16 protein-coding genes, 1 tRNA gene and 1 riboswitch are annotated in these 15,442 nt (G+C 38.1%); of the genes, 4 read left to right on the plus strand and 13 right to left on the minus strand.

Annotated features, from left to right (window positions below; translation table 11 throughout):
• Positions 1-127: 127 nt before the first annotated feature.
• The 5 genes from AC4D4A_RS16920 to queG all read right to left on the minus strand — a co-directional run bounded on the left by AC4D4A_RS16920 (position 128) and on the right by queG (position 4,154).
• On the minus strand, positions 128-367 hold the full coding sequence (locus AC4D4A_RS16920; protein ID WP_490996949.1) for a hypothetical protein: 240 nt from the start codon (positions 365-367) through the stop codon (positions 128-130).
• 316 nt (positions 368-683) lie between these two features.
• Positions 684-1,421 carry an oxygen-insensitive NADPH nitroreductase gene (nfsA, locus tag AC4D4A_RS16925; RefSeq protein WP_490996950.1) on the minus strand — a complete coding sequence of 246 codons (738 nt, stop codon included), beginning with the start codon at positions 1,419-1,421 and terminating at the stop codon, positions 684-686.
• A 107-nt stretch (positions 1,422-1,528) separates the two neighbouring features.
• Positions 1,529-2,005 carry a tRNA (uridine(34)/cytosine(34)/5-carboxymethylaminomethyluridine(34)-2'-O)-methyltransferase TrmL gene (trmL, locus tag AC4D4A_RS16930; RefSeq protein WP_490996951.1) on the minus strand — a complete coding sequence of 159 codons (477 nt, stop codon included), beginning with the start codon at positions 2,003-2,005 and terminating at the stop codon, positions 1,529-1,531.
• Positions 2,006-2,077: 72 nt separating this feature from the next.
• Positions 2,078-2,944, minus strand: coding sequence for an amidase domain-containing protein (locus AC4D4A_RS16935; RefSeq protein WP_490996952.1), 867 nt, complete (start codon positions 2,942-2,944; stop codon positions 2,078-2,080).
• Between the two features lie 70 nt (positions 2,945-3,014).
• Positions 3,015-4,154 carry a tRNA epoxyqueuosine(34) reductase QueG gene (gene queG / locus AC4D4A_RS16940; RefSeq protein ID WP_490996953.1) on the minus strand — a complete coding sequence of 380 codons (1,140 nt, stop codon included), beginning with the start codon at positions 4,152-4,154 and terminating at the stop codon, positions 3,015-3,017.
• 83 nt (positions 4,155-4,237) lie between these two features.
• Here queG and AC4D4A_RS16945 point away from each other — a divergent pair, with 83 nt between their 5' ends.
• On the plus strand, positions 4,238-4,927 hold the full coding sequence (locus AC4D4A_RS16945; protein ID WP_490996954.1) for a B3/B4 domain-containing protein: 690 nt from the start codon (positions 4,238-4,240) through the stop codon (positions 4,925-4,927).
• Positions 4,928-4,984: 57 nt separating this feature from the next.
• Here AC4D4A_RS16945 and AC4D4A_RS16950 read toward each other — a convergent pair.
• Together AC4D4A_RS16950 and AC4D4A_RS16955 are read right to left on the minus strand one after the other, a co-directional pair.
• Positions 4,985-5,055 (minus strand) — tRNA-Gly (locus AC4D4A_RS16950).
• A gap of 120 nt (positions 5,056-5,175) precedes the next feature.
• Positions 5,176-5,961 (minus strand): glycosyltransferase family 2 protein, encoded by a 786-nt coding sequence (locus tag AC4D4A_RS16955; protein ID WP_490996955.1) that lies wholly within the window; start codon positions 5,959-5,961, stop codon positions 5,176-5,178.
• 218 nt (positions 5,962-6,179) lie between these two features.
• On the opposite strand from AC4D4A_RS16955, the gene AC4D4A_RS16960 reads away from it, so the two are divergent.
• A complete protein-coding gene (locus AC4D4A_RS16960) occupies positions 6,180-6,443 on the plus strand; it encodes a hypothetical protein (RefSeq protein ID WP_490996956.1) in 264 nt (87 codons plus the stop codon).
• Between the two features lie 83 nt (positions 6,444-6,526).
• On the plus strand, positions 6,527-6,808 hold the full coding sequence (locus AC4D4A_RS16965) for a hypothetical protein (protein WP_490996957.1): 282 nt from the start codon (positions 6,527-6,529) through the stop codon (positions 6,806-6,808).
• A gap of 99 nt (positions 6,809-6,907) precedes the next feature.
• On the opposite strand, the gene AC4D4A_RS16970 is transcribed toward AC4D4A_RS16965, so the two are convergent.
• From AC4D4A_RS16970 to AC4D4A_RS16995, 6 genes are all read right to left on the minus strand, one after another.
• On the minus strand, positions 6,908-8,488 hold the full coding sequence (locus AC4D4A_RS16970) for a Na+/H+ antiporter NhaC family protein (protein WP_490996958.1): 1,581 nt from the start codon (positions 8,486-8,488) through the stop codon (positions 6,908-6,910).
• Between the two features lie 146 nt (positions 8,489-8,634).
• A riboswitch (Lysine riboswitch) is annotated at positions 8,635-8,815 on the minus strand.
• 335 nt (positions 8,816-9,150) lie between these two features.
• The gene (locus tag AC4D4A_RS16975) at positions 9,151-9,858 is read right to left on the minus strand and encodes an ABC transporter ATP-binding protein (RefSeq protein WP_490996959.1); all 708 of its coding nucleotides are present in this window, start codon (positions 9,856-9,858) and stop codon (positions 9,151-9,153) included.
• Positions 9,858-10,637 carry an ABC transporter ATP-binding protein gene (locus AC4D4A_RS16980; RefSeq protein ID WP_490996960.1) on the minus strand — a complete coding sequence of 260 codons (780 nt, stop codon included), beginning with the start codon at positions 10,635-10,637 and terminating at the stop codon, positions 9,858-9,860. Before AC4D4A_RS16980 ends, AC4D4A_RS16975 begins: the two co-directional genes overlap by 1 nt.
• Positions 10,612-11,580, minus strand: a complete 969-nt coding sequence (locus AC4D4A_RS16985; protein ID WP_490996961.1) for a branched-chain amino acid ABC transporter permease — start codon at positions 11,578-11,580, stop codon at positions 10,612-10,614. The genes AC4D4A_RS16980 and AC4D4A_RS16985 overlap by 26 nt, the downstream gene beginning before the upstream one ends.
• Positions 11,581-11,593: 13 nt before the next feature.
• Entirely contained in the window at positions 11,594-12,472 is an 879-nt protein-coding gene (locus AC4D4A_RS16990; protein WP_490996962.1) for a branched-chain amino acid ABC transporter permease, read from the minus strand.
• A gap of 73 nt (positions 12,473-12,545) precedes the next feature.
• On the minus strand, positions 12,546-13,721 hold the full coding sequence (locus AC4D4A_RS16995) for an ABC transporter substrate-binding protein (protein WP_490996963.1): 1,176 nt from the start codon (positions 13,719-13,721) through the stop codon (positions 12,546-12,548).
• A gap of 823 nt (positions 13,722-14,544) precedes the next feature.
• On the opposite strand from AC4D4A_RS16995, the gene AC4D4A_RS17000 reads away from it, so the two are divergent.
• Positions 14,545-15,438, plus strand: a complete 894-nt coding sequence (locus AC4D4A_RS17000; RefSeq protein ID WP_490996964.1) for a MerR family transcriptional regulator — start codon at positions 14,545-14,547, stop codon at positions 15,436-15,438.
• The last annotated feature ends 4 nt before the right edge of the window (positions 15,439-15,442 follow it).

Below are 15,442 nucleotides of genomic sequence, written 5' to 3' on the forward strand. Positions count from 1 at the left end.
TGTGATTCAGCTGCTACTAATACTGTATGCACGTATTTAGCCAAACATGTGTAAGCCCCTTAAGAATCCATAATGAATTGCCCAATTTATAATTTTCTAAAATATTCTCAGTAGAGAAAAAATTAACTTATATGGTATACTTTTTCCAAAGCATCCATACAAGGAGGATCATCCAATGAAACTTGCCATTATAATTGCCGTATCCGTAGCATTCCTCGCAGCCATCTTCACCGGCGGCTACAATGATAAAACTAATTAAACCAAAAAGCTGAGGCATTAAGGAACAAAGACTAAGAACGCCACATCGTGTGGCAACGTCTTTGTGACCAACATCCTGTTGGCCTCCGACAAGCATAAGAGGAGGCATGTAGGGAGATGCTCTTTCCTCCCGTAGTGGCTACACTTATGTCTCGAGGAGCTAGGAGCCGAAGCCGGATTAACTAAAAAGCTGAAGGGCCTTGATCAGCTCCGACAAGCATAAGAGGAGGCACGTAGGGAGATGCTCTTTCCTCCCGTAGTGGCTACACTTATGTCTCGAGGAGCTAGGCCCCGAAGCTAGATTAACTAAAAAGCTGAAACGACTGCATTAAGGAACAAAGACTAAAATAACCACGTCCCATAGCAACAAAACACAAAATACCCCTCACTTTTTTTCTCAAAGTGAGGGGTATTTGTATTTTTATTTATTTGAGCGCAAAGTGTTTGGATTTAACAAAATCCATCATAAATTCACGTTGTTTACTAGTTAACATACCAACGACTTGCTCTGTCCATTTATCATTTCTCAATCCGTTTGTACGCTCATTATAGTAAGCAGAGATAATTTCGTTGTATTCTTCGAGTTCTGCTTGCTTGTCCTCGTATTCATTCTCATGAAAGACTGCTTTCAGTGGTAAGCGCGGTTTAAGATCAAATTCATGATCTGGATAGCCAATAGCCATTCCAAAGAGTGGAATAACACGATCTGGCAATTTTAAAAGCTCAGATACCTTTTCGATATTGTTCCGTATACCACCGATGTAACAAATACCAAGATCCATAGACTCAGCTGCAATGGCAGCATTTTGTGCAGCCAATGCTGTATCAATTAATGCAATCATGAATGTTTCCATGCTTTCCAGATTGCGATCCATATTCATACCTTCCATATCAGCAGCTATCTTATGGCGATGATAATCGGCGCAAAACATTAGAAAATATCCATTGTGTTCAACATACGATTGTCCACCTGCCAGCTCCGCTAATTGTCTCTTTTTATTTTGATCACTGACCCCAATGATTGAATAAGCTTGAACAAAACTCGATGTGGATGCAGACTGGGCTGCACTTATAATTGTTTCAACCTGCTCCCTGGACAGAGGTTTCTCTTTAAATTTACGAATCGATCGGTGATTATTTAATAGGTTAATCGTTTCATTCACTGGACTCAGCTCCTTTATAACGTAGTACAAATATAACAAATTATAGAAGTGTTATCTAAAATTTTGTTTAACTCTTTATAAAACAAAAACTTCTCTAGAAAGAGAAGTTATGTCAAATGAATATAATTTTGTTGGCGTAACGCTTCGTAGATAACAATTGCTGCTGTATTCGATAAATTAAGCGAACGAACATGAGTATCATTCATAGGTAAACGCAATCCTCTTTCAGGATGTTCCTCTAATAAATGCTTTGGCAGACCTGTCGTTTCTCGGCCGAAGATAAAGTAGTAATCTTTATCGGTATCTTCATATGAGATATCACTATGATAATTCTTCGCAAACTTTGTGATATAAAAGAACTCTCCACCACTGTTCTTTTCAAAAAATTCTTCAATTGAATCGTAATAAATAATAGTTACATGCTCCCAATAGTCAAGGCCGGCACGCTTTAAAGCTTTATCGTCAGTGGAAAAGCCCAAAGGACGGATTAAATGCAGGGTTGTATCAGTAGCTGCACATGTACGGGCAATATTCCCCGTATTTGCCGGGATTAATGGTTGGTATAAAACAATATGTAAAGACACTTTTCCTCACCTCTGGTTAGTATAAGCAGCCTTCATTATAACACTATTTCTCTTTTTCCAAAAATGGAAGACCTAATTCGTTATTATATGAAAATATTTATATTGGATGTTAGGCGTATAGGCAGTAGAATCTTCATAATTCCAGTATCTCATACGGCTGTTCGTTGTATGAGCATTCACCAATGGGTAGCCATATTCATCCTTTCCGGTCACAATCGTATTATGATTAAACCTGCCATCCCCTTCAAAATCATAACAAATAATATCTCCAATCATTAATTGGGAAGGATTCTTTACTTCCTTCGTCCAAGAAGCTGCCTTTAACATGAGCATAAAAGCATGTGCCACTGTCCAGCTAAAGCTCCAATTACTTTTCTCTTCTATCCACCACCCCTTTGAACGATTAGGTTTACCCCACATCGGTATGCCACCTGCATACAAACATTGAGATATAAAATTCGTACAATCATCAGTGAATTGTGGGTAGGTGGGATTAAAGGAATTCCACCATCTCTCGGCGTATTGAACCGCCTTTAACCGATTATAGGCAATCTTGGCACGCGAGGAAGTAAGATCTAAACTCCTCAGGAGGTCTTGTTCCATTAGTTGAGGTTTAACATTTAATTTTTGATCTATTAGGAGTTTAGTTCCTTTAAAGGAAGCTTTACGAAGCTCCACATGTTCTTCCATGTAAAATTGTGTTCCTTGCTTCATTACAAGCTTCCAATGAGTCTCATATATCGCATCGACGACATCTTCCCGCTCCTTAATTTTTTTCACATGTCCTTTTGCCATGACTTTCACTATTTCTCCATTGCGTTTTCGCATGCCCGCCTGCTTCGTCAGTAAGCTTTCCATATTATCTGTCTTATTTGAGGATGTATTCTCTTTGAGTTTTTGGATTCTCTCCTCGACCAGTTTTTGCAGTTGCTCTTTCATCCATTCACCACTCCTTCTCTAAAAAGTATGATGAATGACTAAAATACATACAAAAAACCGGAGTAAAAAGCTACTCCGGTAACATAAGGCGTTCTAGGGCATTATTTATTTCATCTACGACCATCTGATCGGTCTCTTCTTTTAAACAATCCTTTAATACGGACATTGCTTCCTGGGAACCTATTTTTCCAAGCGCCCATGCTGCTGTACCCCTGATAACAGGCCTAGGATCCTTTTGCAGCAATTCTTTAATTGAAGCAACACTTTCTGGATCCTTAAAATGTGCCAATGCGATAATAGCATTTCTTTGAATCGGCATCTTCCCACGCCAAGAACCTGAGACACTGCCAAACTTCTCTTTAAATTGGCGGTTACTTAAGCTTAAAAGAGAAACAAGCTGAGGTTTTGCCAACTCGGGATCAGATTCACATTCAGGGTGATTATGAAAATCTATACGGCGATTATAAGGACATGATGTCTGACAGGAATCACATCCATATACTCTATTGCCCATTTTATCTCTGAATTCATAAGGAATCATATCCTTCGTTTGAGTCAGGAAGGATATACATCGCTTTGCATTAATCTTTCCTCCCTGAACCAGCGCACCGGTAGGACAGGCATCCAAACATTTTGTACAGGTTCCGCACAAATCCTCCATTGGAGTATCCGGAGGAAATGGAATGCTTGTAATCATTTCGCCAAGGTACATATATGAACCAAATTCTTCATTTAAAATCGAACAATTTTTGCCGCTCCAGCCTATACCCGCCCGCTCTGCTACGGCCCGATCAACTAGCTCACCTGTATCAACCATAGAGGATAAGTGAGAATCCGGCATGCGCTCTAATATAAAAGCTTCAAGCTTCTTCAGGCGATCTTTCACTACATAGTGATAATCTAGTCCCCAAGAAGAGCGGCTAAAAATGCCCCGTCTATCTCCCACTTTACTTTTAGGGGCATCCTTGAGTTTCGATGGATAAACTACAGCAATAGCTATAATAGATTGCGCTTCCGGCATTAGCCTTCTTGGATTAGTCCTCTTATCTAAATCTGGCTCTTCAAAACCCGATGCAAAATTGAGGTTCTGTTGATCAATCAGTCTTTTCTTTAAAACCTGGAAAGGATCAGCTGATGTAAATCCAATTTGATCAATTCCTATTGTCTTGCTATATTCGATAAGCTCATCTTTGAGTTTTTGAAAATCCATCTTAGCCTCTCCTTTCTCTGTGAATATGAATAACTCTTATATGTATGGTAAACTATATCCAATCATTTTGGAGGTGTAACTTTATGCAAATTCATGTAGATCGCCAGCTATTCGAAAAAGCGGGCGATGTAAAATTCGGTATTATCCGCTATCACGAAATTGTTGCTGATTCCATTCCCCCGATGCTGGTAGGACGCCTTCAGCTCTATATTGAACATTTACATACTGAACTAGAGAGTAAATCCTTGGATGCATACGAAGGGATTGTATCATGGAGGAAAGTATTTAAACAAACTGGAAGTGATCCATCTCGTTACCGCCCCTCAGCAGAATCCTTACTTAGACGAGTCAAAAAAGAAGCATACACGCCGTCAGGCAATTCAGCGATTGCTCTCAATAATTTTTTCTCCCTGCAATATACGTGTCCATTGGGAATATATGATTTATCCGCCGTGAAAGGTGATGTAGAATTTCGAATTGGTGTTACTGAGGATAATTATGAGGGATTAAATGGCCGTGTAAATAAATTGGAGGGTATTATAGGTTCTTTTGATCAAGAAGGCCCTTTTGGTAGCCCTTATGTTGATTCTGTACGCACAAGTGTGAATGACCGAACTTCAGATGCACTGCATATCATTTATTTTCATCCAGAAATCACCATTGAACAAGCTCAGCAAATCATGCACGCGATATCCAAGATGTTCATTCAAGTCCATGGAGGAGAATCTGCCATCCATCTATTGAGCCAAGAATGCAATACTATTAAAATATAAAAAACGCAATGCTTCGTACTCCTAAGTTACGAAACACTGCGTTGTTAACAATTCAAGAGCGGGTGAAGGGAATCGAACCCTCATCATCAGCTTGGAAGGCTGAGGTTTTACCACTAAACTACACCCGCAAAGAAGATAAATATTATACTAGCAGAAAGTTCACTTGAATTCAACCTTTTTTCGACAAAAATCGCGTTTTTTTATTTACGTAAAAAGTGGCACCCTCATTTAGTTGGGCGCCAATTTGCTTATTCTTTTAAGCTTCGATTTCTTTTCGCCTCGTGTTTTGCATAATTCACGAAACAGAAAGCTGATTCAAAAACACCTAATTTCTCTACTTGACGATATAACGACCAGATTCTTGATGCCGTTTGGTAATTGTTATTTTCCAAAACATCATTACTTTTTCTAAGATAAACATAGACATTTTTTAGCCTCTTCGCTTTAAATCCTCTTTTCAATATAGAAAGCCAAAGGGCAAAGTCTTCAGGAATATCTCGGTTATGTACTAATTGAATTTTGCCAACCTTATATTTATCGATCATGACAGTTGAGCAGCCAATCGCTGTGGTATCTCTTAACAGGTCTTGATATGTAAGGTGAACCGGCATCTCAATAACAGGTTCATATGCTTGGTTTTCTTCATCAATAAATTGATAATCAGTGTAACTAAATGCTAAGTTATGCGCTTCCATGAATTCAAGCTGCTTTTCCAATTTATTCGGTGCCCATAAATCTTTGCTATTTAGAAAGGCAATATAATGTCCTTTAGCTGCCTGAATAGCAATGTTTCTGGCTTCGCCCGGACCGACATTCTCCTGCAGGGTAATTAATTTAATTCTGGAATCATCCAGTAGATACTCTTTTATTATATCCCTGCTATTGTCAGTCGAAGCATCATCAACAATAATTAATTCCCAGTTTTCATAGCTTTGCTTTTTAACTGACTCTATAGTTTGACGGATAAAAACCTTCGAATTATAGCTTGGCATGATAATAGATACCAATGACCTAAATGGAATACTGCTTCTCACGATTCCTCACACTCCTGATAAAATTTATCCTAAAAGTTATATAACTCTCTGAATTTTAAATTATTATATAAATATAATAATATTTATCCGTTTTATTCATGTATTAAACACTTCAATTGGGTTTTTCAGACTCCATCCAGACTTGATACATGTACTATTTACTGAAATAACCTACATGGATTATAATGGAAATAAAAGGTGGTTAAGGGGGTGTTTAAATGAAAACTATTATTCAATCATTGGTTGTTTCATTTGTGATTCATATAATCTATATTGGTGGATCCCTAATCGTAGGCTATATAACTACAAAGACTTATAAACCCGATATCACTAATGAATGGGAAAATATAGAAATAATCCAAAGTGAAGTGGCTTTTGGAACAGCTGGTTCTCCTTTGTTTTTTCTAATTACATTCATCGCCGTTGCCTTGATATGCGGAATAATCATCACTACTATTGGGAAATTTGTGCGGATAAAATAAATCAATTCTAAACCCACAATTATCTTAAGAGCTTTATTTAATCTTTTATCTTAGCTAATTTTTACCAAGAAGAGAGTATAAAAATGAACCTTATTAAATATTTAGGTATACAGTGTATACTAATTAGCGTGTTTATCCTGACTAATTTTTATTTAGACAGTTATATTGGTAAGCCATTTACTTACACCGATTTACTAGCCATTATAATTGGAATTTCTATACTAATTCCCACTTTCCATCTTTCTGATAAGTTAAAAAAACGTCTAAAATCTATCCCTTTATTTAATAAACTTGCACTTTCCATATTAGCCTTTTTTATTGCTATTATTTTTATAGGGATTATAACAGGAGAAGTAACATTTTAAGTAGACATCAATCATGGTCTACTTTTATGTATCAAATATCAAATTATTATTTTCACAGTCAACAAGAAAAGGATGACCGGTATCCAGCCATCCTATCTATTAATGAATCATACTGTTTTCTAATTTATCTTTCTTTTTAGGCTTAGATAGCCATATAAAAGATACCAGCAAAATCATGATCGTTATCAATCCCATAGGTGTACTTCCTGTAAATCCAAGAACAATATACCCTGCCATCGCAATACCCGCACAGATTAAAGCATATGGAATTTGAGTCATCACATGATCAATATGATTCGCACAGGCACCAGTAGAAGAAAGAATGGTTGTATCGGAAATTGGTGAGCAATGGTCACCAAATACCGCACCTGCCAATACAGCCGCCATCGCCGGCAATATCATCGAAATATCTGTTGCTGCTGTAATTTCTCCAGCAATCGGAAGCAGGATACCAAATGATCCCCATGATGTACCCGTAGCAAATGTCATCAATCCAGCTATTAAAAATAAAAGTAATGGAAGAAAGGATACATTTAAGTTTAAATCCTGTACTAGTCCAGCCAAATACTGGCCAGTTCCAAGTCTGCCGATTAAATCAACGAGTGCCCAGGCAAATAATAAAATATAAACTGCTGGCAGCATGGAGCCGATTCCGTGTTTTACTCCTACTGTGAATACCTTTACAGATATTCCATGCAAAACAAAGACTTGTCGTAAAAACATAATGATTGTTACTATAATTCCAATTGTACCACCCAAAACTAATGATTTAGTAACATCAGTATTTTCAAAAATGGTGAGAAGTGTCGCATGTCCAGCAACTGCTTGATAACCTGTCCAAAGCATCGCAGCCACTGTGCCTACAATAAGAGTTACAATAGGGATTACCAAATCTCCTACCCTGCCTGTTGTACTTCTCGGTAAATCTTCCTTTAATTCACCTGGAACTGTTTTGGACGGATTATAAAGAATACCTTCTTTTACCGCTCTATCCTCATGTACTTTCATCGAACCAATATTCCAATTTCGATAAATCACAATGAATACCATCGCCAACGCTGCAATCGCATAAAAATTCATTGGAATCATTTGAATGAACGCTGATATGGAACTGTATTCTGTCACCTCATGAGTGATAAAAATTCCTCCTATCAGTGCAATAATATAGGCCCCCCAACTGGATACTGGCATAATTACACAGATAGGCGCTGAGGTAGAGTCAATCAAATAGGCGAGCTTAGCTCTCGGTATTTGATGTCTATCTGTAATCGGACGTGCTACCTGGCCAACCGCCAAAGCATTGAAATAATCATCAATGAAGATGAGTATCCCAAGTAATGCAGCTACCAGCTGAGCTCCAACTCTTGTTTTAACATGCTTCATCGCCCATTCACCAAAAGCACGGCTCCCACCGGAAATTGAAATAAAAGCCGTAATAATGCCCAGGATGAGCAAAAATAAAATAATATATATATTTGATACATTGAGTGATCCATCTGATATAAAGATTCCCTTTACTGCTTCCCATATAAGGATACATGTCTCACCAATATTAAAATCAGTAAGCATAAAAGCTGATGCTACAATCCCCACACCAAGTGAAAGCAAAACCTTCCTTGTTATAGCCACCATTAGAATTGCCAATAGTGGGGGAATAAGCGTATAAACTGTCGACTCCATTCCTTTTTTCCTCCTCCAAATAAATAAGGGGAACTCGTCGTGAGTGCTGACCCTTGCGCTCTTACCTTTTATGCAAAAGAAAATAAAGAAGGGCTGCAATAGAGAAATATCTACCGCAGCCCTGTATCAGCTTTTCTTTCTCCATCACGACCTGTAGCTCCTCATTATAAGAACCTCTTATAATGACAGTGTTGCTTTTATTTAAAACAACCCCAGCAAATTCATTTTTGACTAATCAACTTGCTTCGGCAGTTTCCCCTTTCGGCTATGCTCTCTGTTGTCATCCTCACATAGCTTACTCTTGAATCCTGCGCCTCTACCCCATCGGAATGATAAGGTACTATCTAATTGTTATTCTAATATAACAAATTACATTCCTGTTCACAATGTGGAATAGATGTGTATTTTTTTACAATTATCTGATTAATTATTAGGATGCAGGCTGACTCAATTGCTTAATGGGTAACCCGATCGACAGCATGTACAGTGAAGTATCCGTTGATGACGAAGATAATCATCATTTTCTTCATTAAACCTATGTAGTCTTAGATACAGTCAACATTACCACATCCGTTCATGATTACCAGTTAACCGCAAACGTTTCTGTAACCCATACAAAATTAAAACTCCCCTGTAAAAGTTTACAGAGGAGTGATTCACATTTAATGTCCGCCAAGATAGGCCATCTTTACTTTTTCACTTGAGGTTAACTCATCTGCCGAACCCGAGAGGACGATTTTGCCGGTCTCCACTACATAGGCACGGTTGGCAATCGATAAAGCCAAATTAGCATTTTGTTCAACCAAAAGAATAGTTGTTCCAGCATTATTTATTTCTTCAATTATGCGAAAAATTGTTTTAACCAGTAGTGGAGCCAATCCCATGGAAGGTTCATCGAGTAAGAGCAATTTTGGTTTAGCCATTAATGCCCTTCCCATTGCGAGCATTTGTTGTTCCCCACCTGACAAAGTTCCTGCCGGCTGTTTAAGACGTTCGTTCATCCTGGGGAAAAGATCAAATACCTTCTCCATATCCTCTTTAATCCCAGCTCGATCCTTACGTAAATAAGCACCAAGCTGTAAATTTTCTTCCACTGTCATATTGGCAAAAACCCGCCGTCCTTCTGGTACATGTGAGATTCCCTGCTTTACAATCATTTGAGCTGCTTTTCCAGCTATGGATTTACCCTGATACATGATTTGCCCCTGCTTCGGTTTAAGTAAACCTGAAACAGTTTTAAGCAATGTACTTTTTCCAGCCCCATTTGCACCGATTAAGGTAACAATTTCCCCTTCATCAATATGAAAAGAGACGCCTTTTAATGCCTGAATATTTCCATAGTAAACATTAATATCTTCAACCTTTAGCATCAGGAAACCTCCTCGCCAAGATAAGCCTCTATAACCTTGGGATTATTGCGGACTTCATCCGGTGTTCCGTGTGCGATTAATTGTCCATGATCAAGTACATAAATACGTTCACATACTCCCATCACAAGCTGCATATCATGCTCAATCAGTAGTACGGTTAAATCAAATTTTTCACGTATTAAGCTGATTAACTCCATCAGCTGACTTGTTTCCTTCGGATTCATACCCGCTGCCGGTTCATCCAGCAGCAGTAACCGCGGACCCGTTGCTAGGGCTCTGGCTATTTCAAGTCTGCGTTGCATTCCATATGGAAGATTCTTGGCTTTTTCATCCCGATAAGAATCCAGATTAAAGATCTTCAGGAAATCCACAGCTTTTTGGTCCATTTCCAATTCTCCCGAAAAATGATTAGGCATTCGTATAATTGAACTGAACATAGAATGTTTAGCCTGCGAATGATAAGCAACTTTAACATTATCAATGACAGACAAATCTCCAAACAAGCGAATATTTTGGAATGTCCTGCTAATTCCTTTTCTAGTAATTTTATAAGGCGGTAATTTGTTTAACTTATCATCATTTAAATGAATGGTTCCCTCTGATGGTACGTACACACCTGTTAAAAGGTTGAAAAAGGTGGTTTTCCCTGCTCCATTCGGTCCTATTAAGCCGCATAGTTCACCCGGATACAGCTCCATAGATACATCTGCTACAGCCTTTAACCCTCCGAAATGAATTCCAATTTGGTCAACCTTAAGCAGTGGTTTGTCGGTTTGCATCCTTCATGCCTCCTTTTGTCTTCCTTTTGAAAAATGAGGTGATTTCCTTTGTACCCATCAATCCCTGCGGTCTGTACAGCATTGTCACGATTAAGATAATACTGTAAAGAATCATCCGCGTATCAGAATAATCTGATAGGAAGGAAGAAATTAATGTTAAGAGAATTGCTGCAATCACAGAACCTGACATACTGCCCAATCCCCCAAGCACGACGAATATTAAAATATCAAACGATCTAAGGAAACCAAAGGTTGACGGATTAATAATATAAAAGTTATGAGCATATAAACCACCGGCAATGCCGGCAAAAAAGGATCCAATGACAAAGGCAGCCACTTTATAATAGGTTGTGTTAATGCCCATGGAATCGGCTGCTGTTTCATCTTCCCTCACAGATATACAAGCGCGACCATGAGTAGAATTAGTGAAATTCCGAATTACTATAATAGTCACTAGTAAGCAGCCAAAAACCCAAGGCCAGGTTGTCATTTGCGTGACCATCATTCCTCTTGCTCCACCAACTGAATCCATATTAAGGAAAATAATACGGACTATTTCTCCGAATCCAAGAGTGGCAATTGCCAAATAATCTCCCTTTAAACGCAAGCTTGGGATCCCAATAAGCATGCCTACCAAGGCCGCTGCAATCCCTCCCATTAATAAAGCATATAAGAATGAGACCTCTAGCATCATAGACATGACAGCAGAAGCATATGCCCCAATTGCCAGAAAGCCAGCATGTCCAATCGAGAACTGGCCTGTGATACCAATAATTAGATGCAAACTAACTGCCAAAATAATATTAATTCCAATTGTCACAATTAGATTAGTATTAAAAGCATTTAAATATCCGCCTGTAATGAGAACCTGTATCACGATAAACAAGACGAATGAGAGTAAAATAGAGAGCCAAAAACCTTTAACCTTCTTAAGAATTGCCATCGCCATGTCTCCCTTACACTTTTTCTCTTCTGTTTTTTCCGAACAAGCCCTGCGGCATAAAAATCAATATCAAGATGAGGACAACAAATGCAGCTGCATCCCTCCATAAAGATAAACCGGCGGCACTTACCAACCCCTCTACTACACCAAGCAACAGACCGCCTACCATGGCACCCGGAATAATGCCAATTCCTCCAAGGACCGCGGCGACGAAAGCCTTAAGTCCCGGCATTACTCCCATTAATGGCTCTATTTTTGTATAGTAGGTCCCAAATATAACACCCGCTGCTCCGGCAAGTGCTGATCCGATTGCGAACGTAGCAGAAATTGTATTGTTTACGCTGATTCCCATTAATTTAGCAGCATCTGCATCAAATGAAACTGCACGCATCGCCCGGCCAATTTTGGTTTTATGAACAACAAATTGCAGGACGATCATCAGAAAGAGTGAAACACCCAAAATCATCAGTGATTGACTTTTTATCGTAACTCCAAAAATATCTATTGAATCTGTTGGCAGAACATTATTTGGATATGCTTCAGGCTGCGCTCCCCTGATTTGGATCATCCCGTTTTCGATTAATAAGGAAACCCCAATGGCTGTAATGAGTGCCGCAATACGAGTCGCATTACGCAGAGGCTTGTACGCAATCCGTTCAATCAAAACTCCAAAGATAGCACAGGCAACCATGGCAAGAAGCAGTGCGGGAAAAAAAGATAATTCCATAAACGTAATTGCATAAAAGCCGATGAAAGCTCCAACCATAAATACATCGCCATGTGCAAAATTAATCAATTTTACAATTCCATACACCATCGTATAACCGAGCGCTATTAACGCGTAAATACTGCCAAGTGATATCCCATTTACAAGTTGCTGAATAAATTCCATAACCTTAGACTCCCCTCGGTCATTATTTCAAAAATAGGAAGCTTTTTAACAAAGCTTCCTATTCCTCTTTTTCTTATGGATTTACCTTTGTTTCAAAAACTTGCTCACCATTTTCATATTTTAAAATGGCCGCAGATTTAACTGGATTATGATTTTTGTCCATCGTTAAGTTCCCCGATACAAGTTGTAAATCTTTTGTTTCAGCAAGTGCATCTTTTATTTTTTCCGGCGTCGCGTCATCTCCAGCGCGTTTTATCGAATCTGCAATGAAGTAGGCTGTGTCATAACCAAGCGCAGCAAAGGCGTCCGGTGATTTATCTTTATATTTCTTTTTAAATGCCGATACAAAATCCTGGATTTTTTTGTCCGGATCTCCAGCAGAATAATGGTTCGTAATAAAGGTATTATTTAGCGCTTCTTTCCCGGCAATATCTAGTAACTTAGGAGAATCCCAACCATCTCCTCCCATAACCGGAACATCGATTCCTGACTCACGTGCCTGTTTTAAAATTAAGCCAACTTCTTCATAGAATGCCGGAACAAAAACAAAGTCCGGATTCGCTTTTTTGATTCTGGTTAACGTAGATTGAAAATCTGTGTCTTTTTGCAGGAATGCTTCTTCCGCTACAATTTGACCGCCCGCTTTTGTAAACGCCTCTTTAAATGCTGCAGCCAACCCCTTGGAATAGTCACTGGAGCTATCAATATAAATAGCGGCTGTTTTTGCATCTAATTCCTGCTGAGCAAAATTCGCTGCAACTGTTCCCTGGAACGGATCAATAAAACATGTTCTAAAGACATATTCATTAACCTTGCCATCTTTTGAAGTAATAGTTTCGTTCGTCCCTGTCGGTGTAATTAATGGAACTTTATTATCATTGGCAACCTGGACCTGCGCCAATGTATTAGTACTTGTCGCTGCACCAATCATGACATCCACCTTATCCTGGCTGGCAAGCTTGATTGCTCCGGTCGTTGCTTCTGCTGCATCTGACTTGTTATCATATTTCACTATCTTCAGTTTTTTGCCACCGACACCTTCTTTGTTTATCTCTTCAAGTGCCAGATCCATCCCTTCCACGATGGATTGACCATAGGATGCCCCACCGCCAGTTAACTCAAGGTTCGCTCCAATTTTAATTGTATCTCCTTTTTCTCCGCTGCCTGATTTCTCTCCACCGCAGCCAGCCAAAACACCCATACCTAATGATAATGAAAGAATAATACCGGCTAGTTTCTTCTTTTTCATTACACATGCCCCCTATTTTTCTTATAGATAAAGATATGAAACGATGATTTGATTGAAAGATTAAAATATTCTGAATATAGTTTAACCCCTACTGGAAAATATGTACATATATTTTTTTATTTTAAAATCTGCTAACCGGTATCCTCTAAATTCGCTTAAATCTATAGGGATAATCGGTAAAATATTAAATACGCTAGCAGGATTAAGATGTTTTCAGCTCAATAATATGGGAATAGAAAATTAACCAACACATTAGGAGGCGACAATATTACAGACAAAAATAATACTGAAGGATTACGTGATTTCGAAGGAAAACTTCAAAATAGTCAGAAGAAGCCAGAAAACGCAATTGATAAAGGACGTAAACCAGATCAACAAAATCGCCTAAAGGATCAAGACACTAGACTACCATAAAATTAAAACTAAAGAACCCAGTCTCTTGACTGGGTTCTCTTTTATGTATCAGAAGCCTTTTTGTAAGATTGCCTAAAATTCATCTATAAATTAAAATTTTCTATTTTAGAGTACATATATTATTGGTAGTTCAATAAAAAATGTTTAGAGACTATGTTAAATGTTATAAAGGAATCTATTTTTGTATTGTTTTCTATTAATTTCAACATTACCACTATTGTAATATTGAGTGACCTCAATCCATACCTCTCCCATAATAAAAAAAACTAACCTGCTAAAGTAACTCTTTTTTACTAGACCTAACAAAATCCAAAACTAAATAGCAACCCAGGAATTGCATTCTTTTATAAATTTAATATACAGTTAGAATATAGAGAAATTATAGTACTTGTAAAAGAAAGGTTATTTTATGTATAAGATTAATGCTGTTTCTAAATTGTTAGATATGCCAACTGTTACTATTCGATCATGGGAAACCCGTTATCATGCTATTACTCCGAAACGTACTGAATCGGGTCATAGAGTATATACAGAAGAAAATGTAAATGATTTAAAATGGCTCAAAAAACAGGTTCAGGATCATAAGATGAGCGTCAGCCAGGCAGTCCAGCTTCTGAAAATCCACAAAGGAGAAATTGAAAAGGAAAAATTAATCGACAATACGATTAATCATTCATTTGAGGCACAAATTAATGAATTATTTGATGCTACACTACATTTTGATTCTGAGAGATGCAATCAGCTCTTTGATTTATATTTTTCTCAATTTCATTATAAAACTGTCTTTTATTCAATTGTCGTTCCCCTTATGTATAAGGTTGGAGATGCATGGGAAAAGGGAGAGTTGTCTGTTATTAAGGAGCATATGATCAGTAATATTGTGCTTCAGCGCGCCATTAACTTTTTTACGATTTTTCATTCATCCCCAGTTCTACCCAAAGTAATCGCCATTTGTCCGGAAGGGGAGCATCATCAACTTGGATTAATCCTCTTTACTCTCTTTTTAAAAGAGCAGCATTATCCAGTCTATTATATAGGTGCCGATACACCTCTTGATGGGTTGGATGAGTTGATTAAGGAAAAAGATATTGAGATAGTGGCCATTTCTATATCCAGTTATGAACACGAGCAGAATGCTCAAAAATATATAGATATTCTTTATAAGCAAAATCCAAAGTTAAAATTCATCATCGGCGGTTTAGGAATTAAAGAAAGCAAAAAACAGGAGCCTCGCTGGGATGTATCTCCGTCTGACAAAGACTGGCTGAAAATCATGAATCAGATTATTGATTTTCAAAATTAAATAC

The organism is Pradoshia sp. Z5_111 (assembly GCF_058267535.1).